Annotated in this window: 22 protein-coding genes and 1 pseudogene; 22 read left to right on the top strand and 1 reads right to left on the bottom strand. The window is 39.8% G+C overall.

The window, feature by feature from the left end:
- Nucleotides 1-93: 93 nt before the first annotated feature.
- From ACTNA4_RS05475 to ACTNA4_RS05435, 9 genes are all read left to right on the top strand, one after another.
- Nucleotides 94-1083 (top strand): rod shape-determining protein, encoded by a 990-nt coding sequence (locus tag ACTNA4_RS05475; RefSeq protein ID WP_427805597.1) that lies wholly within the window; start codon nt 94-96, stop codon nt 1081-1083.
- A 111-nt stretch (nt 1084-1194) separates the two neighbouring features.
- Nucleotides 1195-3426 (top strand): SF1B family DNA helicase RecD2, encoded by a 2232-nt coding sequence (gene recD2 / locus ACTNA4_RS05470; protein WP_441028981.1) that lies wholly within the window; start codon nt 1195-1197, stop codon nt 3424-3426.
- Nucleotides 3427-3448: 22 nt separating this feature from the next.
- Nucleotides 3449-4183 (top strand): double zinc ribbon domain-containing protein, encoded by a 735-nt coding sequence (locus ACTNA4_RS05465; protein WP_441028979.1) that lies wholly within the window; start codon nt 3449-3451, stop codon nt 4181-4183.
- 57 nt (nt 4184-4240) lie between these two features.
- Entirely contained in the window at nt 4241-4636 is a 396-nt protein-coding gene (locus tag ACTNA4_RS05460; RefSeq protein ID WP_441028977.1) for a hypothetical protein, read from the top strand.
- Complete coding sequence (locus ACTNA4_RS05455; RefSeq protein WP_441028975.1) at nt 4636-5784, top strand: hypothetical protein; 1149 nt, start codon at nt 4636-4638, stop codon at nt 5782-5784. The genes ACTNA4_RS05460 and ACTNA4_RS05455 overlap by 1 nt, the downstream gene beginning before the upstream one ends.
- A 45-nt stretch (nt 5785-5829) precedes the next feature.
- Entirely contained in the window at nt 5830-6717 is an 888-nt protein-coding gene (cdaA, locus tag ACTNA4_RS05450) for a diadenylate cyclase CdaA (protein WP_441028973.1), read from the top strand.
- Complete coding sequence (locus ACTNA4_RS05445) at nt 6698-7975, top strand: CdaR family protein (protein ID WP_441028971.1); 1278 nt, start codon at nt 6698-6700, stop codon at nt 7973-7975. The genes cdaA and ACTNA4_RS05445 overlap by 20 nt, the downstream gene beginning before the upstream one ends.
- Entirely contained in the window at nt 7968-8231 is a 264-nt protein-coding gene (locus ACTNA4_RS05440) for an HPr family phosphocarrier protein (protein WP_441028969.1), read from the top strand. Before ACTNA4_RS05445 ends, ACTNA4_RS05440 begins: the two co-directional genes overlap by 8 nt.
- Complete coding sequence (locus tag ACTNA4_RS05435; protein ID WP_441028967.1) at nt 8231-8581, top strand: sporulation initiation factor Spo0A C-terminal domain-containing protein; 351 nt, start codon at nt 8231-8233, stop codon at nt 8579-8581. Before ACTNA4_RS05440 ends, ACTNA4_RS05435 begins: the two co-directional genes overlap by 1 nt.
- A gap of 77 nt (nt 8582-8658) precedes the next feature.
- On the opposite strand, the gene ACTNA4_RS05430 is transcribed toward ACTNA4_RS05435, so the two are convergent.
- The gene (locus tag ACTNA4_RS05430) at nt 8659-8985 is read right to left on the bottom strand and encodes a sporulation initiation factor Spo0A C-terminal domain-containing protein (protein WP_441028965.1); all 327 of its coding nucleotides are present in this window, start codon (nt 8983-8985) and stop codon (nt 8659-8661) included.
- 212 nt (nt 8986-9197) lie between these two features.
- On the opposite strand from ACTNA4_RS05430, the gene glf reads away from it, so the two are divergent.
- The 13 genes and pseudogenes from glf to ACTNA4_RS05365 all read left to right on the top strand — a co-directional run bounded on the left by glf (nt 9198) and on the right by ACTNA4_RS05365 (nt 23456).
- A complete protein-coding gene (gene glf, locus ACTNA4_RS05425; RefSeq protein ID WP_441028963.1) occupies nt 9198-10307 on the top strand; it encodes a UDP-galactopyranose mutase in 1110 nt (369 codons plus the stop codon).
- A gap of 97 nt (nt 10308-10404) precedes the next feature.
- Nucleotides 10405-10595, top strand: a pseudogene (locus tag ACTNA4_RS05420) (nucleotidyltransferase); the annotation flags it as partial.
- A gap of 70 nt (nt 10596-10665) precedes the next feature.
- A complete protein-coding gene (locus ACTNA4_RS05415; protein WP_441028961.1) occupies nt 10666-11217 on the top strand; it encodes a GerMN domain-containing protein in 552 nt (183 codons plus the stop codon).
- Nucleotides 11218-11236: 19 nt separating this feature from the next.
- Nucleotides 11237-14854 carry an N-acetylmuramoyl-L-alanine amidase gene (locus tag ACTNA4_RS05410; RefSeq protein ID WP_441028959.1) on the top strand — a complete coding sequence of 1206 codons (3618 nt, stop codon included), beginning with the start codon at nt 11237-11239 and terminating at the stop codon, nt 14852-14854.
- A gap of 180 nt (nt 14855-15034) precedes the next feature.
- On the top strand, nt 15035-16078 hold the full coding sequence (locus ACTNA4_RS05405) for an acyltransferase family protein (RefSeq protein WP_441028957.1): 1044 nt from the start codon (nt 15035-15037) through the stop codon (nt 16076-16078).
- 157 nt (nt 16079-16235) lie between these two features.
- Entirely contained in the window at nt 16236-17426 is a 1191-nt protein-coding gene (locus tag ACTNA4_RS05400; RefSeq protein WP_441029036.1) for a DegT/DnrJ/EryC1/StrS family aminotransferase, read from the top strand.
- A gap of 12 nt (nt 17427-17438) precedes the next feature.
- Nucleotides 17439-18119, top strand: a complete 681-nt coding sequence (locus ACTNA4_RS05395; RefSeq protein WP_441028955.1) for a sugar transferase — start codon at nt 17439-17441, stop codon at nt 18117-18119.
- A gap of 13 nt (nt 18120-18132) precedes the next feature.
- Nucleotides 18133-19149, top strand: coding sequence for a glycosyltransferase family 2 protein (locus tag ACTNA4_RS05390; protein ID WP_441028953.1), 1017 nt, complete (start codon nt 18133-18135; stop codon nt 19147-19149).
- Nucleotide 19150: 1 nt separating this feature from the next.
- Nucleotides 19151-20032 carry a LicD family protein gene (locus ACTNA4_RS05385; protein ID WP_441028951.1) on the top strand — a complete coding sequence of 294 codons (882 nt, stop codon included), beginning with the start codon at nt 19151-19153 and terminating at the stop codon, nt 20030-20032.
- Nucleotides 20029-20745 carry an IspD/TarI family cytidylyltransferase gene (locus ACTNA4_RS05380; protein ID WP_441028949.1) on the top strand — a complete coding sequence of 239 codons (717 nt, stop codon included), beginning with the start codon at nt 20029-20031 and terminating at the stop codon, nt 20743-20745. Before ACTNA4_RS05385 ends, ACTNA4_RS05380 begins: the two co-directional genes overlap by 4 nt.
- Nucleotides 20738-21751, top strand: a complete 1014-nt coding sequence (locus ACTNA4_RS05375) for an alcohol dehydrogenase catalytic domain-containing protein (RefSeq protein ID WP_441028947.1) — start codon at nt 20738-20740, stop codon at nt 21749-21751. The genes ACTNA4_RS05380 and ACTNA4_RS05375 overlap by 8 nt, the downstream gene beginning before the upstream one ends.
- 27 nt (nt 21752-21778) lie before the next feature.
- A complete protein-coding gene (locus ACTNA4_RS05370; RefSeq protein WP_441028945.1) occupies nt 21779-22657 on the top strand; it encodes a LicD family protein in 879 nt (292 codons plus the stop codon).
- Complete coding sequence (locus tag ACTNA4_RS05365) at nt 22644-23456, top strand: LicD family protein (protein WP_441028943.1); 813 nt, start codon at nt 22644-22646, stop codon at nt 23454-23456. Before ACTNA4_RS05370 ends, ACTNA4_RS05365 begins: the two co-directional genes overlap by 14 nt.
- Nucleotides 23457-23462: the final 6 nt, after the last annotated feature.

Below are 23462 nucleotides of genomic sequence, written 5' to 3'. Positions count from 1 at the left end.
TATTATAATAGAATATATATGTGTCTCATACAAGTTTGTAATGATATAACGAAAGATAGTGGAAATAGATAGAAGAATGAAAGGGGAATCAGCATGTCAGTAGATTTGGGAATTGATTTGGGAACAGCGAGCATTCTCGTTTATGTAAAAGGAAAAGGGGTTGTTTTAAAGGAACCATCTGTGGTGGCTTTTGACAGAGATACAAATGTAATCAAAGCAATCGGAGAAGAAGCACGTCTGATGCTGGGGAGAACTCCGGGCAATATTGTAGCAGTAAGACCGCTTCGGCAGGGTGTTATTTCCGATTATATAGTAACCGAAAAGATGATTAAGTATTTTGTGCAAAAAGCACTTGGAAAGCGTACATTTAAGAAACCGAATATCAGTATTTGTGTTCCGAGCGGTGTTACCGAAGTTGAGAAGAAAGCGGTTGAGGAAGCTGCATTTGCAGCCGGAGCCAGGGAAGTGCATCTGATTGAGGAACCTGTAGCTGCGGCGATTGGGGCCGGAATTGATATTGCTAAGCCGTGTGGCAATATGATCGTGGATATCGGTGGAGGTACATCTGATATTGCTGTTATTTCTCTTGGAGGAACGGTAGTAAATACATCACTCAAGATTGCCGGTGATGATTTTGATGAGGCAATTGTGCGTTTTATGCGTAAGAAGCATAATCTTTTGATTGGAGAGCGTACCGCAGAGGATATTAAGATTAAAATAGGGACAACCTATCCGTTGGTTGAGGAAGAGACGATGGAGGTGCGCGGAAGGAACCTTGTCACAGGACTTCCAAAGATCGTGACTGTTACATCTTCTGAAACAGAGGAAGCACTTCGTGAAACGACAAGTCAGATTGTTGAGGCGGTCATTGCAGTGCTGGAGCGCACACCACCGGAACTTTCAGCCGACATCCTGGATCGTGGGATCGTATTGACCGGAGGTGGGGCGATGCTTCGTGGACTGGAGGAATTGATCGAAGAGAAGACAGGAATCAACACCATGACAGCGGAAGATCCGATGAAGGTTGTTGCGATCGGTACAGGACAGTTTGTAGAATTTATGAATGGAAGAAAAGATTTATAAAGGATCGATAATTGTGCGTGTATAATAAAAGTCAGGCTGTTTCGTGATGAGACAGCCTTTTTACTCTATACGAAAGTTCGGGTATACTTATTATTTCTATAAGGAGAAGATATGGAAGTAATTCAAGGTTATGTGGAACATATCGTATTCCGGAATGAAGATAATGGGTATACGGTGTTTCACTTAAACAATGATGATGGAGATTTGACTTGTGTCGGAAATTTTAACTATATAGCTGAGGGAGAACTTGTAGAGGTCAAGGGTGAGTATACTGTACACAGTATGTACGGAACACAGCTCAAAGTAAGCGAGTATGAAATAAAAGCGCCGGAAGATCTTATTTCTATTGAACGTTATCTCGGTTCCGGTGCAATCAAAGGGGTAGGAGCATCTCTTGCGGGACGAATTGTGAAAAAGTTCAGGGAAGATACATTCCGAATCATGGAAGAAGAGCCGGAAAGACTGGCGGAAGTGCGAGGAATCAGTGAGCGAATGGCTCGTGACATTGCACTTCAGGTAGAAGAAAAAAAAGATATGCGGAAAGCAATGATTTATCTGCAGAAATACGGAGTCTCTACGACCCTTGCGGCGAAAATATATAAATATTATGGTCAGAATACATTTCGTGTATTGGAAGAGAATCCTTATCAAATGGCAGATCATATACAGGGGATCGGGTTTAAGACGGCGGATGAGATTGCGATGCACATTGGGATTCATACGGATTCTGATTACAGAATAAGAAGCGGAATTTTCTATACGCTGCAACAAAGTGTAGCGGATGGCCATGTCTATCTGATTCGTGAAGTGTTGATGCAAAGAGCCTCTGCGCTTCTGGAAGTAGAAATTCAGAATATGGAAAAGCATCTGATGGATCTGGCTATGGAGAGAAAGGTGATTCTGAAAGAAGGTGAGGACGGTCTCAGAGTATATCCGGCTCATTTTTATTATCTGGAGCTTAATGCGGCGAAAATGCTGCATGATCTGAATGTGGAATACGATGAAACTGACGTTGTAGTTACAAAGAGGCTGCATCAAATTGAAAAAGAAACCGGAATGGAGCTGGATGAAAAGCAGCAGATGGCAGTAATTGCGGCAGTGCGGCATGGTATCACGATTCTGACGGGAGGCCCCGGAACAGGAAAAACGACTACGATTAAAGCGATGATACATTATTTCCGGAATGAAGAACTGGAATTGCGCCTGGCAGCACCGACGGGCAGGGCTGCGAAGCGGATGACTGAGGCAACCGGATATGAGGCACAGACGATCCATCGTTTGCTGGAAGTAAACGGAAATCCGGAGGATGAGAATATCCGGAACGGATTTGCGCGGAATGAGGAAAATCCTTTGGAGACAGATGTAATTATCATCGATGAAATGTCTATGGTGGATCTTCCGCTGATGCATGCGCTGCTTGCCGCTGTTGTACCCGGAACAAGGCTGATTCTGGTAGGAGACTGCAATCAGCTGCCATCGGTAGGACCAGGAAGTGTTTTAAGAGACCTGATCGTGTCAAAACAATTTCAGGTGGTGATGCTCACCAAGATTTTCCGACAGGCTCAGGAAAGCGATATTGTCGTGAATGCTCATAAGATCAACCGAGGGGAGAGGGTTTCCCTGGACAATAAGAGTCGAGATTTCTTTTTCCTGAAGCGAAATGATGCGAATGTGATCATCAGTGTGCTTCTGACTTTGATTATGAAAAAACTCCCGAAATATGTAAATGCGAATCCGTTTGATATCCAGGTGCTGACGCCGATGCGTAAGGGACTGCTTGGCGTAGAACGGCTGAATGGAATTCTGCAACAGTATTTGAATCCACCCGCAAAAAATAAAGCAGAAAAAGAATATGGTGATAAAAAATTCCGCGTCGGTGATAAGGTTATGCAAATCAAGAATAATTATCAGCTTGAGTGGGAGATCACGACGAAATATGGTCTGACTGTTGATAAAGGTACCGGTATTTTTAACGGTGATATGGGTGTGATAACCGAGATTAATACGTACGCCGAAACTCTTGAAGTAGAATACGATGAAAAAAGGAAGGTTCAATATCCGTTTGAATTGATGGAAGAGCTGGAACTTGCCTATGCGATCACGATCCACAAATCCCAGGGAAGTGAATACCCGGCTGTTCTGATTCCGCTATTGACCGGCCCGCGGCAGCTATTTCACAGGAATCTGCTGTACACCGCGATTACGCGGGCGAAAAAATGTGTTACGATTGTGGGAAGCGATGCAACTTTCCACGAGATGATACAGAATACAGATGAACAGAACCGGAACACCAGTCTGGATGAACGTATCAGGGAAATCTATGGTGTTTCGGAAGAGAGCTGATTGAAACCGGATCCGATCTGGATTGAGAAAAATAGAAAAAACAGTATGGAATCATAAAAAAATAAAAGAGTGGTGCCTTGATGCCCTGTATCCACAGAAATGTCCATTCTGCGGAAAAATAGAAAAACAGCGGATTTGCAGTGAATGCCGCAAAAAGATCCGTCCTGTACAGGAGCCAAGATGCAAGAAATGTGGGAAACCCATCCGGGATACGCAGAAAGAGTACTGCTACGACTGCACAGTGATCAGACACGAATTCACCGAAGGAAGAAGTATCTGGATCCATAAAGAACCCGTCAGTCTGGCGATATATGCATTAAAATATCAAAACAGAAGAATTTATGCAAAAGCATTCGGGGAAGAGATGGGAGAACAGTACGGTTGGTATCTAAGAGAGAAAAAGGTGAACCTGATCGTGCCGATTCCGCTGCACCGGAAGAAACTGCGTGCACGTGGATATAATCAGGCTCAACTTCTTGCCGAAGCGCTTGGCAGGGTTACGGAAATACCGGTTGAGGAGGATGTGCTCGTCAGAATTAAGAATACGAAGCCGCTAAAACAGCTGAATGATAAGGAACGCAGAAGAAACATCCGGGGAGCTTTTTCTGTGAAGAAAAATGTCTGGGCTAAAACGATTGTTTTGATTGATGATATATACACGACAGGAAGTACACTGGATGAGGCGGCACGGGTATTGCTGAAAGCAGGGGCAGAAAAAGTCTATTTTTTGACCATAAGTATTGGACAAGGATACTGATATTTGTTATACTGAAAATAGCGCAAATACGAGGAAATAACGTATCGAGGTGACTATATGTTAAATGAAGACAAAGTGAAGCTGATGACAAGAATGGCAATGTACGAAAGCAAGGAAGGTACAGAAGATTTTAAGATCAGCTCATATTACAGAAAAGATTATTCGAGCTTTCACACCATTGTTACGATTATCTGGGTTACGATCGGATACATGATTGCAGTGGGAGTCGGTGCGATTGCATTTATGGATGTTATTCTGGAAAACCTTAATTTTGCTTTTATTATCATGATAGGGCTCTGTGTTTTGACCGGGTACATTGTTCTGGTTGTTTTTTACGGCATTGTCGCATCACGGTTTTATCAGAAGAAGCATAATGATGCCCGTCAGAGAGTGAAGAAATTCAATCATGATTTGACCAGATTGAACAGAATGTATGAAAGGGAGAAGAAGTAATGAGCGAGTTGTTGGTTTTAAGAGAGAGAATACAGAAAATATATGCCGGTTATTCCATCTATGTGGATAAGGCGGTTCAGTTTATTCTGGGGCTTGTTTCCTTTTATTTGATCAACCAGAATATAGGTATGATGAAGTCGCTTACGACTCCGGTCGTTATGATTGCACTTGCGGTGATCTGTACGTTTCTCCCGCCTGTAACGGTAGCATTGGTGTCGGCTGCGCTGATCCTTGCGCATCTGTTTAAGCTTTCCATGGGTGTTATGGCAGTGAGTGCCATGATCTTTGTAATGATGTTTATCTTTTACTGCCGGTTCACTCCGAAAAGGGCGCTGGTGCTTCTTGTTACTCCGATCGCATTTATGCTTCATGTTCCGTATGTGGTTCCGGTGGTATGCGGGCTTGCCATGACTCCGGTTACAGTGGTTCCGATTGCGTTTGGTACAATGATCTATTACATGATTCTTTGTGTGAAGAATTCTGCGGCGGCAATTTCTGCGACAGAAGGAATCACCGGTCAGATTTCATTTTTTGTCAGGACGGTATTTCAGAATAAAGAACTATGGATTACTGTGATTGCCTTCACAATCTGCATATTTACCGTATACGTTGTTCGCAGGCTGTCCATTGATCATGCCTGGAAAGTTGCAGTTGCAGCCGGTGCGGTCGCGAATATTCTGGTTATTGTGATCGGAGATATCGTGTTTGATATACATACTTCTTACGGTATATTGATCGGAGGGAATGTTTTGGCGATTGCGATCGGACTCGTGCTTGAATTTTTCCTGTTTTCTGTGGATTACTCAAGAACGGAGCATATACAGTATGAAGATGATGAATATTATTATTACGTAAAGGCAGTTCCGAAGATGTCGGTCGCGGCTCCGGAGAAAACGGTGAAACGTATTAATGAGCGTCGCGATCCGGATGAGAGGGAATCTGAAGAGATCAGGCGCAGACCATCGAAGCGTACAGATGAGCGTAAAAATGTGAAAAAGCGTCAGGCAGATAAAGAGACAAAGAAAAACTCCGGAACTCCGGGAAATACTCGTGTTCCGGCAAATACAGATGAACTGCTGCTTGCAAAAAGTCTGCAGGATGAATTGGATATTCAGGATATTGTAAAAAGAGAATTGGAAGATCGTTAATTTTGATGATAAGTTGGAATACTATGTGGGAAAGGAGGTACAGGAGTGAGAGAGGCTATTACCCGCTTTTTTGGAAGTAATCTCCCGGAAGGGTTTTATTTACCGGAGATTCGTTTTGTGGATATTATTGAAATCATCATAATAGCGTTTTTGATCTATCAGATTATACTCTGGATTAAAAATACGAAAGCATGGATGTTGCTGAAAGGTATCATGGTGCTTTTTGGTTTCATTCTTGTGGCTGCAATTTTCCGAATGTATGTGATCTTGTGGATTGCGGACACACTGCTTCCGGTGATGGCTACCGCGGTCGTTATTATTTTTCAGCCGGAACTCCGGCGTGCTCTGGAACGTCTGGGAGAGAAACAGTTTCTTGCTTCGATGGTTCCGTTTGACAAGAAAGGTCGTGAGAGTGCACGCTTCAGTGAACAGACGATCGAAGAGATCATAAAGGCATCCTTTGAAATGGGTGCCGTTAAGACAGGGGCATTGATTGTTGTAGAACAGGCAACAAAACTGACAGAGTATGAGAGAACCGGAATAGAACTGGACTGTTTGATTTCGCGTCAGGTTCTGATTAATATTTTTGAACACAATACTCCGCTTCATGACGGCGCGGTTATTGTGCGTGGGGACAGAATCGTATCGGCAACCTGCTACCTTCCTCTCTCGGACAACATGGGGATCAGCAAGGATCTCGGTACCCGTCACAGGGCGGCGATCGGAATGAGCGAAGTCAGTGATGCTCTTGTGATTGCTGTTTCGGAAGAGACAGGTTATGTTTCTGTTGCGCTGGGCGGCCAGCTGGTTCGCAACGTGACGCCGGAATATCTGAAAGAGAGGATGGAGGCTGTCCGGAACAAACATACAGATACAGGAAAAGTAAAGAAAATATGGAAAGGATGGAGAAAGCATGAAAAAGACGCTGACTAAGAACCTGGGGCTTAAGGTATTGGCAGTAGCCTTCTCCATTCTGCTCTGGGTCATCGTTATGAATAATGAAAGACCTGTTACATCAAAGACATATGTGGGAGTTCCGGTAACTCTTCTTCATACGGAACTCATCACAAATCAGGGGAATACTTATCAGGTGGCAGAGGATTATAAGAAGGTAAATGTAACGGTTCGTGCAAGGAAAGATGTTCTCAAGGAAATCAAAACAACGGATATCAAAGTTACGGCTGATGTGAAGAAGCTGAATACCGAGACACGTGCACTGATCCCTTACGAGGTTTCAATCCCTGCTTATCAGGGACAGTATGTGGAAGCCGTGACGAGTGAACCGAATCTGGTGATTTCCATCGAACTGGCAACATCCAAAACATTCCCGATTATACCGAGGTCTTCCGGAGATCCGAGAGATGGATATCAGATCGGCAGTCTTGAGGCGGATCCGCAGCAGGTGAAGATCAGCGGACCGGAGTCTGTTGTGAATTCGATTGATAAAGTTGTGGCTCAGGTGAATACATCAGGTATTTCCAAAGACGAGGTTAAGGAAGCGGATCTTGTTCTCTATAATGCGGCAGGTATCGTAATTGATTCGACCCTGGTGGAGACGAACCTTGGTGAGGAAGGGTTAAGTGTGAGGGTGAAAGTGCTTCATACGAAGTCGGTTCCGGTTGAATTCGATGAGTCCGGCATTATTCCGGCAAGCGGGTACGTACTGGACGGGGTTTCTGTTCAGCCGGAAAATGTTGATATTGTAGGAACTGAGCAGCAGCTTAAGAATATGACGAAGATTGAAATCCCGGCGGAAGCGCTGGCGATGAGCGGGCTGACCAAATCCGTAGAGAAGACGGTTGACATTACAGAATATCTCCCGGAATGGGCAAAGGCAAAGGATGAAAGTGCGGGAATATCTGTTCTTGTGAAAATATCGATTACACAAGCCGGGACAAAAACACTGGAATATCCGGTTGGATCGATTTCCCTTCTGAATGTACCGAAGAATTATTCTGTGAAGTATGAGTCGGAAGGAAGCATTGAAATTGTGATAACCAGTGACGATACAGAAAAGCTTGCTGATTTTTCTCTGGAGCAGGGCAGTGTTTCTGTTAATCTGGTAGATATTAAAGAAGCGGGAACGTATACGGTTCCGGTTCAGGTAACGCTTCCGGAAGGAATAGAACTGGTTCGGGATGTCGAAGTTCAGATAACATTAGAGAAGAATGATGGAGGAAATGATGGTTAGCAAAAAAGTGATCATTACAAATCCTACAGGCCTGCATTTGCGGCCGGCAGGACTGTTTTGTCAGACCGCTCTGGAATTTAAATGTAAGATTACATTTCGCCATAATAATTCGGAAAGTAATGCAAAAAGTGTATTAAGTGTTCTTGGTGCATGTATAAAAACGGGCGATGAGATTGAGATCCTATGTGAGGGAGAAGATGAGAAAGAAGCGCTCCGTGCGATGATCGATATTGTGGAAAGTGGGTTGGGAGAATAATGAAGCTTGCGGTATGCAAAGTACTTCATGATCTCGGAATGATTCCGAAATACACCGGATACAAATATCTTGTGGAGGCTGTCCACATCGGGTTGGAAAAAGAGGGGAGTCTGGAACACATTACCAAAGATGTTTATCCGGTGATAGCCGGTCGGTACCAGGTGTCTGTATGGATGGTGGAATCCGATATCCGAAGCATGATTGAGCGGTGTTGGAAGAACATGAATCTTGAGTGGCTTGCAGAATATTTTCCTGATTTGAAAGAGAAAAAACGCCCAACAAACACACAACTGATTGAAGGAATAGTTGCATATATGAAAGAACATAAGGAAAGTGACAGAAAAGAATAAAAGATAAAAAATCCCGGAAGAAAGCTTATATGAAAGCTTTCTTTCGGGATTCTTCTGTTTCATCAGGAACATATTTGTTAATGATCTTGTTTGCAATACTCAGCAAGTGCGTCAATCAGTTCGCCTGAACTCGGCCTGATTGCCAGGGGGTAGGGGAATATATCCTCCATTAAAGAACAGTTGCCCCGTTCCCAGCAAGTGTTGATAACTGTTCGGATGTTGCGTTCTACATTATCCGGGGTGGTATGATGAAGTTTTGCAACTGCAGGATAAAGTTTTGTACATATGGACAGAAGTAAATCCTCATCTTCGGTAACTAGTCTGACCGCATCAACAAGATAGCGGAAGCCTAAATAGGTTGCATTGATGCCCAATGCGTGTACTGTGGTGCTGATCTTGTCCATGGTTCTCCTTCTCCTTACATCGTATTACATTCTATCATACACTATTATGTTGAAAAAAGTAATAGCTAACAGCAGATAATTGTCTTGTAATGTAAAATAATAAAGATTATAATGAAAATGTATGTACTTTTTTAAGATATGCAGAATAGATAAAGTTTTAGTTCACTCGACCTATACAAAAAAGTTTTGATTACGAAAGAGAGGTCAGAAGCATGTATGATTATTTAGTTGTTGGTGCGGGATTGTTTGGTGCAGTATTCGCACATGAGGCAAAAAAGGCAGGTGAAAAAGTTCTTGTTATTGATAAGAGAGATCATGTAGCAGGCAATATTTATACCAAAGAGATAGATGGAATTCAAGTACATGAATATGGAGCACATATTTTCCATACCAGTAACAAAGAAGTATGGGATTACATTCGGCAATTTGCGGAATTTAACCGATATACTAATTCTCCGGTTGCAAAGTATAAAGATGAACTATACAATATGCCGTTTAATATGAATACATTCAGCAGGATGTGGGGAATCACGACTCCGCAGGAGGCAAGAAAGAAAATAGAGGAACAGATCAAAGAGGCAGGAATTACAGAGCCCCGCAATCTGGAAGAACAGGCGATTTCACTGGTAGGACGCGATATTTATGAGAAGCTGGTCAAAGGATATACCGAAAAGCAGTGGGGAAGACGTGCGACAGAGCTTCCCACGTTTATCATTAAACGGCTCCCGGTAAGATTCGTATATGACAATAATTATTTTAATGATAAATATCAGGGAATTCCGGTTGGTGGATATACGCAGATTGTCGAAAAGATGCTGGAAGGAATAGAAGTAAGACTGCATACAGATTTCTTTGCAAGTAAGGAAGAACTGCAGAGGCAGGCAGAAAAGATTGTATTTACCGGCATGATTGATGAGTATTTTGATTACTGTTATGGGGAACTTGAGTATCGGAGTCTCAGATTTGAGACAGAGGAATTAGATATGGAGAATTATCAGGGAAATGCTGTAGTTAATTATACAGAATACGAGGTGCCATATACAAGAATCATTGAACATAAGCATTTTGAATTCGGATGCCAGAACGGGGAATATAATCCCAAAACGATCATTACGCGTGAATACCCTGCAACATGGAAGAAAGGTGATGAGCCGTATTATCCGATGAATGATGAAAAAAATAATGCGTTGTATACAAAATATAAAGAACTTGCTTCAAAAGAAGAAAAGGTAATCTTTGGCGGCAGACTGGGAATGTATAAATATTTTGATATGCATAATGTGGTTGCTGAGGCTCTCCGGTGTGTGAGAAATGAGCTATAGGAAGAAAATGGCAGAAGGACACAATTTATTGTAAAGAAAATTATAATATGGTATAATTGGGGGAAATATGGAGAGGCAACGTATAGGAGGATAAATGATGAATGAAGCAGCTTTGGATATTGAGGCGGACGGGATAAAAAGCCCATTTGGCGGAGAAATTAAACAGTTAAAGCCGGCCGGATCAAATGGTGAGATTATAATGGACTATTCAATATACGATGTGATTGAGTCGGGTTTTGATAAAGTGGTTTTGTTATTCGAAAAGATTTGGAAAAAAATTTTAAAGAGGCATACAGAGCGGCTTTTAAAGTAAAGAATTAATTGAGGCAGATAAAGTATGAATAGGGGAGAAAGATGTATGAAAAAACTAATTAAATGGTTTATAATGGCAACGTTGGTAATGTGTTTGGCGGGATGCGGATCGGAAATGGTGGATAATACTGTGGAAGATAAACCGACTGAAACAGATGATATGAATGATAGTAATGTGGATAATGCGGATATATCGGATGAGTCTCCCGAGGTGAGTGAAAAGAAAGAGAAAGAAACCATAACGATATATTATGTAAATATGGATACTGGGGAGCGGGAGTATGAAACCGTTGAAGTCATCAAAAGAGAAGCGGATATTATCTGGAATGAGTTGAAGACAAAAGGTTTATTGACAGAACAGTGCGAAATAAACAGTTTCGAACTTGACGAAGAAAATGGAAAAATCGATTTGGATGTTAATAAAAGTTTCGGAGATTATTTGCGTAGTATGGGAACAGCGGGAGAAGAAGAAATATTGGGATGTATCGTTCAGTCTTATTTAGAGAGTTATAGTTGTGATAAAATCAAGATAACGGAAAATGGTGAGGCTTTGGAAACAGGCCATACGATATTGGATGATTATATCAGCAGAAATTAAGGAACGAAAGAGGTTAATTATGAAAGACAGATTGAAGAAATATTTGGTTTTAATTACTACTGTAGCAGTATTGGGGAGTTCGATTCCGGTTTTTGCTGCCGACAATAGTACTTTTAATGAAAATATAGTCTCATTGGAGGGGACAGGAGAAGAAGATTTATATGCAGATAATAGCAAAGAAGAGAATATTATAACGGATGAAGAGGGAACGAAGGAATCGTCTCAGAATGAAGGGGAGGAAATGGAACAAACCTTTCAGTCGGAGAAGGAAGATTTAAATGATAGTATAACAAAAGAGGAAAATATTCAGACGATAGAGCAAAGAATAAATTATGTTTATGTTGAGAGTCCATATCTTGAAACACCGGAGACTCAGCGAATTGTAGTTTCCTGGGGAGACGGTTCGGAAGAGATTGAACGTGTTTCACTGCAGGTGAGAAATGCAGATGGAACGGAAGAAATCTGGGATACTTCGACAACTATGGATCATCTTTATCTGTTTGAGAAAGACTATTTAAGTACGGATCAAACCGGTACATATGAAATAGAGAGTGTCATCATAGAAAATGTAGCAGAAAGTAAAGAGTTTGTCTTAGCCGAATTCGGAATCGAGGCATTGTATGGAGTTAATCAGGAATATGACGGCATCGATGAATTGAAGCCATTAAATGCTGCTCAGGAAGAAGAAAGCGAGATTGAAACAGCAATAATAACCATTGATGAAAATGGAGAGATTGAATCTCAGAATAGCATAGAAGATGCGCTGAATGCGGTGCGAGCAGAAAATCAGTCCATTTCAACATTCAGTGCCCGGAGTGTGGCAAGTGCTGAAGTTTTATCAGAAGAAACTTCGGACATTGTTGTTGCACTTGATCCGGGACATGATTCTACGCATGCAGGTGCTCGGGGAAATGGATTAAAAGAAGAAGAGTTAACTTTAAAAATTGCCAATTATTGCAAAGAAGAACTGGAAACATATGATGGCGTGAAGGTATTTATGACGAGAACAGGAGCAGCGTGCCCATATCCGAAAAGCAAAAGCTCAGGCGAGGATATTAAGCTGAGAGCTAACGCAGCGGCAGCGGCGGGAGCCAGGATTTTTGTCAGTTTTCATTTGAATTCGTCAGTTCCTTCAAGTGCAAAAGGTGCTGAAATTATCATTCCGAATAATAACTGGCAGCCTGAGGTGGGGGCAAGCGGTAATGAGCTTGCACAGTCGATTTTGAATGAATTACTGAGTCTGGGACTTATGAATAGAGGAATTTATAGTAAAAATGCAAACGACGGAGCGACATACCCGGATGGTTCTCTGGAGGACTATTTTTCTGTACAGTTATATAATAAGAAAAATGGAATTCCGGGAATTATCGTGGAACATGCATTTGTGTCTAACAGCAGTGATGCGAATAACTATCTGAAAACAGAAACTGGATTGAAAAAGCTTGGTGTTGCGGATGCAACCGGTATTGCAAAATATCTGGGATTGACTAAAGGTGAATGGATATATGAAAATGGAAAGTGGAGATGGAAGAATAAAGATGGATATGCAATAGGATGGAAGAAGATTAATGAAAAATGGTATTATTTTGGAACTGATACAATAATGCGAACGGAGTGGCTTGAACTAAATGGTAAAAAGTATTATCTTGGAACAGATGGTGCCATGCGTATTGGGTGGCAGAAAATAAACAATAATTGGTATTATTTTGATGAAAACGGGAGTATGGAAATAGGTTGGCTGTTGGATTCGGGAAAATGGTATTATCTGAATGAGTCAGGAGAAATGCAAACTGGTTGGTTATCCTTGGATGGAAAATGGTATTATCTTAGGCCTTCGGGAGTCATGGAAATAGGTTGGTTATCCTTGGACGGAAAATGGTATTATCTTAGGTCTTCTGGAGTCATGGAGATAGGCTGGTTGTCATTGGGGGGAAAATGGTATTATTTTAGCCAATCAGGGCGAATGCAAATTGACTGGGTTTTGATAGAAGAAAAGTGGTATTATTTCAATCAATCAGGGCAGATGCAGACTGGCTGGTTGGAATGGAAAAAGGGAAAATACTATTTGAGTTCATCTGGGGCAGCAGTAACAGGCTGGCAAACTATTGATGGGAAAAAATACTATTTTGATTTGCAGGCGAAGATGCTCACGGGTTGGCAAACGATAGATGGCGAACAATACTTCTTTGATGAAAAAACTGGTGAACTTATGGATGTTCATGCGCAAGGATGGAGCCTTGAAAATGGAAAATGGTACTACTATGGTGCAGATGGAGAGAAAAAGACTGGTTGGTTATTAGAAAACGGGAAGTGGTATTATTTGCGTCCATCGGGAGTCATGGAGATAGGTTGGTTATCCTTAGAGGAAAAGTGGTACTATTTTAATCAATCTGGGGTAATGGAGATTAATTGGGTTTTGATAGAAGATAAATGGTATTATTTCAATTTATCTGGAGAAATGCAGACTGGTTGGTTGGAATGGAATGAGAATCGATACTATTTAAGTTTATCAGGAGAAGCGGTAACCGATTGGCAGGAGATCGATGGAAAACAGTTTTATTTTGACTGTCAGGGAAAAATGTTAACTGGTTGGCAAACAATAGATGGTGAGGATTACTATTTTGATGAAAAAACTGGGGAACTTAGAGAAATTCATGCTCAGGGATGGAGTTTGGAAGAAGGCAAGTGGTATTATTATGGAGAGGATGGTGAAAAACAGACTGGTTGGATATTAATTGAGGGAAAATGGTATTATTTGAATGATTCAGGAGAAATGCAGACTGGTTGGATAGTGGTAAATGGGAAAAAATACTATTTAAGATCATCAGGAGTCATGGAGACCGGTTGGGTATCAATGGATGGAAAATGGTATCATCTGAAAGAATCGGGAGTTATGGAAACCGGATGGATAACCGTAGGAGAAGAATGGTATTACCTTAATCAATCAGGCGAGATGCAAACCGGATGGCTGATTCAGAATAATAAAAAATATTATTTGAAAACGGACGGCGCTATGGTCATTGGCTGGTATTATATTAGTACAGAATGGAACTTTTTTGATGATTCAGGAAAGCTGATTGATGGTAAAGAGTTTCCCCCGGAATTGTATTGGATAGAAGGAGAAACTGGGGTTACTGTTTCGCAAATGGTACAACTTTTTAATTCTAAAGAGGTTCAATATCCGTCAGAAATTATGACAAAAGGTGGAGCGAAAACTATTGAAAGCTTTTGTGAGATCTTGATAGAAGAAGCGACAATGGAGGGGATTAAAGCGGAAGTTGTCTTTGCTCAGTGCATGCATGAAACAGGATGGCTTCAATTTGGCGGTGATGTGAAGATAGAACAGTACAATTTTGCAGGATTAGGCGCCACAGGAAATGGTGTCTGCGGAGAATCATTTGAGGATGTACGAACTGGTTTAAGAGCTCAAGTACAACATTTAAAAGCGTATGCATCAAAAAAAGAGTTGAATAATGAATGTGTTGATGTCAGGTTTAAATATGTAAATAGAAATTCTGCACCATTTGTTGAGTGGCTTGGACAAAAAGAAAATCCCAGTGGTTTAGGATGGGCAGTGCAAGAAAAATATGGGCAGAAGATTCTGTATCTGATAGCTATATTAAATGAAATAGAATAAGTACAGCAGAAACTGCTTTTTGAGGATAGAAATTTATTAAGAGTTACTTCCTTAAAAAGCAGTTTGCTATAATGAAATTAATTGATCATAAATTATCTATTATTGATTTCTGACATGTAAAATGATAAAGTATAAAATGGTTTAAAGTATTAAAATGATGTTATAAGAAAGGTGTGTTTTATGTATTTTATAAATTACAGTATACTGTTTTTGTTTCTAATAGCTATTGTGTCATTAAAAGGAGAGAATGCTTCTGATAGCGTGTTGCCATTTCAGACTTCTAATTCCTTAAAAGGTATACTTGCTTTAATCATTATTTTTCATCACTTATCACAAAAAATTGTGGAACCATCAATATTGACCTTGTTTCAAAACATGGGATATCTGGCGGTTGCTGTATTCTTTTTTGTTTCGGGATATGGATTAACAAGCCAGTATATTGTACATGGAGAAGGTTATCTTACAAAATTTCTACAAAAGAGGGTAATGAAAATTCTAATACCTACTATTACAGCAAGTATTATATATTTTTTATATTATTGTTGGAATAGTGGACTATCATATGCTATACAAATTTCAAAGGAAGCGATTCTTTCAACAAACTCCATAATTATTAATGGGTGGTATCTTGTGACAATTCTTTATTTTTATATATTATTCTGGGGCTGTTTCTACATTTTTAAAGAAGATCGTGAACAAATTATCTTTACATTTTTTGGAACAATTTGTTACATTTTATTTTGCTATAAGGCTGGGTATGGTGTTTGGAGATACAATTCTTGTTTGGCTTTTTGGATTGGAATTGTATTCAAAAAACAAGAAAAGAAAATACAGATAATGAACAGATTTCCTATTTTGACTATGTCGGTTCTGTTTTTTGCATTCGCCTGTTCCCAAAAAGTATGTGGAATGCTGGAAACTAATTTGGGTAACATAGGGGGATCATTAATAACATCTGCCCTCTTTGCAATCTTAATGGTATTTATAGTGTCATGGAAAAAAGTTCAATCAACTATATTTGATTTTTTGGGAAAAGTATCGTTTGAACTATATATTGTTCATGGGCTTTTTATTGGGTTTTATAGAAGCAATATTGTTTTTGTTGAAAATGACGCAATTTACTTTATTTTAGTGCTTTTATCTGCTGTTTTGTTTGCGTACATTTTGTGTGGCTTTGATAAAAAACTTTACAGTTTGGCTTGTTCCCGAAAAAGGCGGTATTAATTAGTAAGAGGGACGGAAAAAAATGAAAGGCTTGCTTTTTTGAATGTATAGTGTATAATTAGAAAGACGTAGTATAATCAGTTTAAAGATAGAAGTGTATTTGAAAAAGGTTGTTTTAGAAAAAAAGATCTGCAAGGGAGGAATCAATATGAAAAACATGCATATAGCTTTTTCACCACCAGATATTACAGAAGAAGAGATTAATGAGGTTGTGGATACACTGAAAAGTGGATGGATAACAACAGGACCGAAGACAAAGCAGTTTGAAAAAGAGTTTGCGGATTTTTGTGGAGTACGTAGAGCAGTATGTTTGAATTCAGCAACTGCGTGTTTGGAGATGGCACTTCGTTATCTTGGAGTGGGACCGGGAGATGAGGTAATTACATCGGCGTACACTTATACAGCATCGGCCAGTGTGATTGCGCATGTGGGCGCAAAAATTGTTTTGGCAGATGTTTCGCCGGATTCGTATGAAATGGATTATGAACAGGTATCGAAATTGATTACAGATAAAACAAAAGCAATTATTCCGGTTGATCTTGCAGGAGTTATGTGTAATTATGAAAAGATCCGAAGAGTGATTGAAGAAAAGAGAGATATTTTTGTTCCTAAAAATAACGTACAGGAAAAGATAGGAAGGATTGCTATTGTAGCAGATAGTGCCCATGCAGTCGGCGCATCTAGGAAAGGGAAAAGATGTGGCAGTGAAGCTGATTTTACCAGCTTCTCCTTTCATGCTGTAAAAAATTTAACAACAGCAGAAGGTGGAGCATTAGTGTGGAGACCGATTGAAGGTATTGAGGATGAAGAAATATATCGGCAGATGATGTTGTATTCTCTGCATGGGCAATCAAAAGATGCACTTGCTAAGACGAAATTAGGAGCATGGGAGTATGATATTGTTGCACCTTTATATAAATGCAATATGACAGATATAATGGCGGCATTAGGATTGGCACAATTAAGGAGATATAATGGCCTTCTTCAGCGAAGAAAAGAAATAATTGGAATGTATGATAAAGGGTTTAGTGATCTCCCGGTTTCGGTATTAAAGCATTATGGAGAGGATTTTTCATCAAGTGGCCATTTGTATTTAGTAAGAGTGAAAGGTAAAAATAGAGAAGAGACAAATCTTATTATAGAAAAGATGGCTAAAGCAGGAATAGCGACAAACGTTCATTATAAACCACTCCCAATGTTGACTGCATATAAAAATCTTGGATTTAAGATTGAAGATTATCCAAATGCATATGCAATGTTTGAAAATGAGATAACTCTACCGTTGCATACAAAATTAACAAATAAAGAAGTTGAATATATAATCGAGAATTTTAAAAAATGTATATAAGGACTTGGATTCATGAGAAAGTGGGAAGAATTGCCTATAGGCATGCAAAATGAGAAGGTCAGGCATTACTATAATATTTTAAGAAAAAAAAGATTTAGTTTAGGAGTGAAGCGAATATTTGATATTGTTATGTCAATTATACTGATTCTTGTGTTGTTCCCGATTTTGGTTTGTATCAGTGCTTTGATTAAAATAGATTCGGAAGGACCGGTTCTTTTTAAACAGGTAAGAGTCACTCAATATGGTCGGAAATTTAAAATATTGAAATTCAGAACCATGGTCAATAATGCGGATAAGATTGGGACGCAGGTTACTACAAAAGGGGATGCACGTATTACCAGAACCGGACGACTGCTTCGAAAGTGCAGATTGGACGAATTACCTCAGTTGTTTAATATACTGACAGGAGATATGACTTTCGTTGGAACAAGGCCGGAAGTTCCCAAGTATACTTGTCATTATACCGATGCAATGAAAGCAACATGGCTTATGCCGGCTGGAGTGACATCAAGGACAAGCATTGAATACAAAGATGAGGAACGTCTACTCGAAAATGCAGAAGATGCTAACAAGATCTATATTGAGGAGATTATGCCGGCTAAAATGGTATATAATTTGCAGGAAATTGAGAAATTCAGTTTGTTTAGAGATTTAAATACATTGATTTGTACTGTTATAGCTGTTTTAAAATAGAGGGAGGAAGCATATGACTGTTTCGTTATGCGTGATCGCATATAATGAAGAGGAAGCGTTGCCAAGATTGCTGAAAGATATTGTTCAACAGGATTATCCTGCTGAACAAATGGAAATAGTTCTGGTCGACAGCATGTCAGAGGACAGAACAAGAAGGATTATGGAACAATTTCAAAAAGATAATTTGCGGTATAAACGAGTTGTTGTGACTGAAAATGTGAAAAAGAATCAAGCGGCAGGATGGAATGTTGCAATCAGAAATTCGCAGGAGGAGGTTATAATTCGTGTCGATGCGCACGCAAGCATCCCGGCTGATTTTGTTAGAAAGAATATTGAATGTCTAAAAACAGGAGAATATGTTTCTGGAGGTCCAAGACCAAACATTGCAGAAACACCTACAAATTGGCAAAATGTATTATTGTTGGCAGAATCTTCTATGTTTGGAAGCAGTATTGCAAAATATCGTCGTAAAGCAGAAAAAACATATGTTGATTCTATGTTTCATGCGGCATACAGACGAGAAGTGTTTGTAAAATCAGGATTATTTGATGAACAATTGGGAAGGACAGAAGATAATGAGATGCATTATCGAATTAGAAAAAATGGATATAAACTTTGTTTTGACCCGGCTATTCAATCCTATCAATTTACGCGAAGTACATTAAAGAAAATGTTAAAACAAAAATTTGGAAACGGAAAATGGGTTGTTTTAACATTAAAAGCATGTCCACAATGTTTGTCAGTTTTTCATTTTGTCCCATTAGCTTTTGTGATGGGGATTGCTTTGACTACCGGGCTGGCAGTGTTTCATTACCCGTTATTAGCAGTAGTGATGTGGATCCTTTATTGGAGTCTGGCAGTAATTATGGCAATCTTGTCTGTTAAAGGACAAAAAAAATGTATTCAGCAATTAGTGCTTCCTGTTTTATTCTTCCTGCTTCATGTCAGCTATGGAACTGGTAGTATAGCTGGATTAATTAGACTTCCGTTTTGGCATTATAAAAAACACATAGAAAAGATTGAGAATTAATATGAAAAATTTAAATGATGACGAATTGAAGAAACTTCAGAAAATAAGTATAGAGATGGCAGAATGTTTCGTGAAATTCTGTAAGGAACATCAACTGACATGCTATTTGTGTGGCGGTGGGTGCATTGGAACAGTAAGACATAAGGGAATGATCCCATGGGATGATGACTTGGATTTTTTTATGCCCAGGAAGGACTATGAACGGATGTGGAGAATCTGGAAAAAGAATCCCCCATGTTTGCAATATGTATTAGAAAGGTCAGACAGTACGCATACGGATCATAATCTGTTTATTACAATCAGGGATAAGAATACAACCCTGATTAAACCGTATCAAAAAGAATTGGATATTACACACGGGGTGGCACTGGACATTATTCCACTGGATGGTTATCCTGACAGCAAAATAAAAAGAAAATTCCAGTGTTTCTGGGCACTGGTTTATTCCTTGTATTGCGCCCAACTTGTACCTGAGAATCATGGTAAAAAGATTGCACTGGTTGGGAAAATTGCTTTGGCAATTGTTCCTTCTAGAAGAATCCGGTATTGTATATGGCGATTTGCTGAAAAACAGATGACAAAGTATAGCATTGAAAACTGCAAGGGAATTACAGAGCTGTGTTCCGGACCGGGATACATGAAAAACTGGTATCCGAGGGAAGCTTTTGACAAAGCGGTTTTTAAACCATTTGAAGATACAGAGATGCCAATACCGGCAGGCTATGATGCGTATCTGAAAATTGCTTTTGGGGATTATATGCAGTTACCTCCAGCTGAAAAACGGATCGGACATCATGAAGCTTTATTTATGGATTTGGATAAAGGGTATGAAGAGTATAGAGGAAAATATTTTTTGAAAGGTAAACAGGAGGAAAAATTATGATTTTTGGTGCAATTTTAGCAGGTGGTGTGGGATCCAGAATGAATATTTCGGATATGCCGAAGCAGTTTTTGCCACTCGGTGACAAGCCTATTATCATCCATACTCTTGAAAAGTTTATTATGTGTGAGCGGTTTGATGAGATTTATGTAGGAGTTCATCCAAACTGGATCGGACATATGGGAGATCTGATTTATAAGCACATCAAAGTGAATAAAGAGAGAATTCATGTTGTGGAAGGCGGATCAGATCGAAATTCTACGATTATGAATATTATTCATGAGATAGAGAAGGATTATGGGGAATCAGAGGAGCATTATATCATTACACATGATTCTGTAAGACCATTTGTATCCGCAAGGATTATCAATGAAAATATTGATAATGTCCTAAAATATAGAGCATGTGATACTGTAATTCCTGCGACAGATACTATCGTAACATCTTTGGATGGGGAAAAAATATCGGAGATTCCAAATCGTGCATGGATGTATCAGGGACAGACACCGCAGAGTTTTCAAATCAACCTCTTAAAGAAATGGTACAGTGAATTGACAGAGGAAGAGAAATGTATTCTGACAGATGCTTGTAAAATCGGTGTTGTAAGAGGCGGGGATGTGCATCTTGTCAGAGGAGAAGTATCAAATCTGAAAATTACCACAGTTCCGGATTATAAAATCGCACAGGCAATGATAGGAGGAAATCTCATTGATTAATTATGTTTATCAATTGGTGAGTCCACAGGTGTTTTCTGTAAAGTATGAAAATATTAAGTTTGAGAATAAGGTAATTGTTAAGCCTGAGTATATGGCAATCTGCCATGCGGATCAGAGATACTATCTCGGGCAGAGGGATCATGCCGTACTCCAGCGCAAGCTTCCGATGGCTTTAATTCATGAGTGCTCTGGCAGGGTTGTTTATGACCCGACGGGGACATGGAATATGGGGGATCCGGTTGTTATGATTCCAAATGTGCCGGCTCCGCATGAAGAGCATATTTATGAGAATTATGCGAAAGGATCCGGCTTTCTTTCGAGTGGAGTTGATGGATTCTTACGGGAATATGTGGACGTGCCTGCTGACCGTGTGGTGTCAGCAAAAGGGGTTCCACTAAAAGATGCAGCTGTAACTGAGTTTGTCAGTGTTGCGATGCATGCAGCTTCAAGGATGAATGTGATTGCACACTGTGGGCGGGAATGCATAGGAATATGGGGGGACGGAAGTCTTGCCTTTGTCGTGGCAAATGTTGTTAAGAAAATCTTCCCAGATAGCAGATTGGTGATCATCGGAAAGAATATTAGAAAATTGGTATATTTTTCCTTTGCTGACGCGACCTATCTGGCAGATAGTCTGCCAAAGAATTTGTCTGTTGATCATGCTTTTGAATGTTGCGGTGGTGATGGCAGCAGCTATGCTATTGACGACATTATTCGTTATATCAGCCCACAGGGAACTGTGGTTCTTATGGGAGTTACTGAAAACAAAGTGGCAATTAATACGCGGAATATTCTGGAAAAAGGACTTACATTTGTTGGTAGCAGTCGTTCGGGGCGGGAAGATTTTGAAAACGCGATGGAATTGATGAGATCTCCGTTATTCAATCAGCGCCTTCAACAAATTATTTACGAAGATAAAGAAGTATCTTCTATAGATGATATTCACCGCGTGTTTCAGACAGACTTAAATACACCATTTAAGACGGTATTTAAATGGAATATGTAAATGTACAGTTGCAGATAGGAGCTTGAAATGGAAAAAGAGAAGAATACTGAGGTGGATCTTCGAAAAGTACAGATGAAATCATTAGATATCTTGTTGTTTTTTAAAAAATTCTGTGACGAGCATAATCTGATGTTTTATTTTTGTGGAGGATGCTGCATTGGGACACTTCGGCATAAGGGATTTATACCATGGGATGATGATGTGGATGTTTTTATGCCGAGGAAAGATTATGAGTTGTTAAAAGTTCTTTGGGAACGAGAAGTACCAGAAGGAAAATACACTTTTTGCCGTGTGGATGAGAACCATTTTGTCCGTTCCCAATTAACGGCAATTGTCGATAATGACACAACTTTTATTAAAGAAAATCAGAGAGATCTGGATATTCCACATGGAATAAGGCTGGAAATCCTACCTTTGGACGGCTGTCCGGATTCAAGATGGAAACGAGCCCTACAGCTTATGTGGGGACTAATCTATCAGGTTTTTTGTCTTCAGCAACCACCAACAAGCAAAGGTAAAGCGTTTGAGTATATTGGTAAAATTGCACTTGCATTGTTCCCATCATGGAAAGCAAGAACCAAAGTCTGGAAATTTGCGGAAAAGCAAATGTCAAAATACCCGATCGAAAAATGTGATAAGGTTACAGAACTTTGTGTGCGATGGGGATATATGACAAATGAGTATCCAAGAGAAGCCTTTGATTCGGCTGTTTACAAAGAATTTGAAGGATATCAGATGCCTATCCCGATGGGATATGATACATATCTTAAAATAGCATTTGGAGATTATATGCAGATTCCACCGAAGGAAAAGCAGGTAACCTGTCATGATGCAGTTTTGATTGATCCGGATCATAGTTATAAGATGTATAAAAGTATGTATGGAGCAGCAGATGAGAGAGATTAAGGATTTAAAAGAATTACAGCAAATCTTATTAGATATTCTTGTTTATCTGGATAAGGTTTGCAGGGAGAATAATTTGAAATATTTTATGGTAGATGGAACTCTACTTGGGGCAGTGCGTCATAAGGGATTTATTCCATGGGATGACGATATTGATGTCTGGATGCCAAGGAAAGATTATGACAAACTTGCGGAGTATGTGAATTATGATGATTCACCATATTCATTTCAGAATCCGCAAAATGTAAAAGGGTTTACATATTCTTTTGGTAAATTGGTGGATCAAAGGACCCGTATTGAAGAAAGCTTTGATATACAGATTGAGATGGGGCTTTTTATTGATGTTTTTCCATATGATGGCCTTCCAGATCCAGGAACAAGAAAATATAATAGGTTTCTTGATAAATGTATGTTTTTACAGAGTCAACGGATTGCTGCACTTTATACGTGGGACGAATCAAAAAAGATTAGAAATGCAAGTTTGTTTGGATGGCTGACATGGAAGCTGCGAAGAATAATCGGATGCAAGAATATTGTCAAAATGATAGACAAGAATGCAAGAACTTTTCCAGTTGAGGGATCCAAAATGGTAGGCTCACTTGGGGCAGGGTACAAAAAAGAACAGATGGTAGATCGGGAAATTACTGAAGAACTAATTGAGTTGGAATTTGAAGGGCATAAGTTCTTTGCACCGAAAGCTTATGACAGTTATTTGAGAAACATGTATGGAGATTATATGCAGTTGCCGCCTGAGGAGAAACGGGTTGTTAAGCATTTAAGTAAATCCTGGTGGAAGGAATGATAGATT

Source organism: Bariatricus sp. HCP28S3_A7 (assembly GCF_052066375.1).
In the GTDB taxonomy this organism is placed as follows: domain Bacteria; phylum Bacillota; class Clostridia; order Lachnospirales; family Lachnospiraceae; genus Allocoprococcus.
This window is presented reverse-complemented; position numbering and strand designations above follow the sequence as displayed.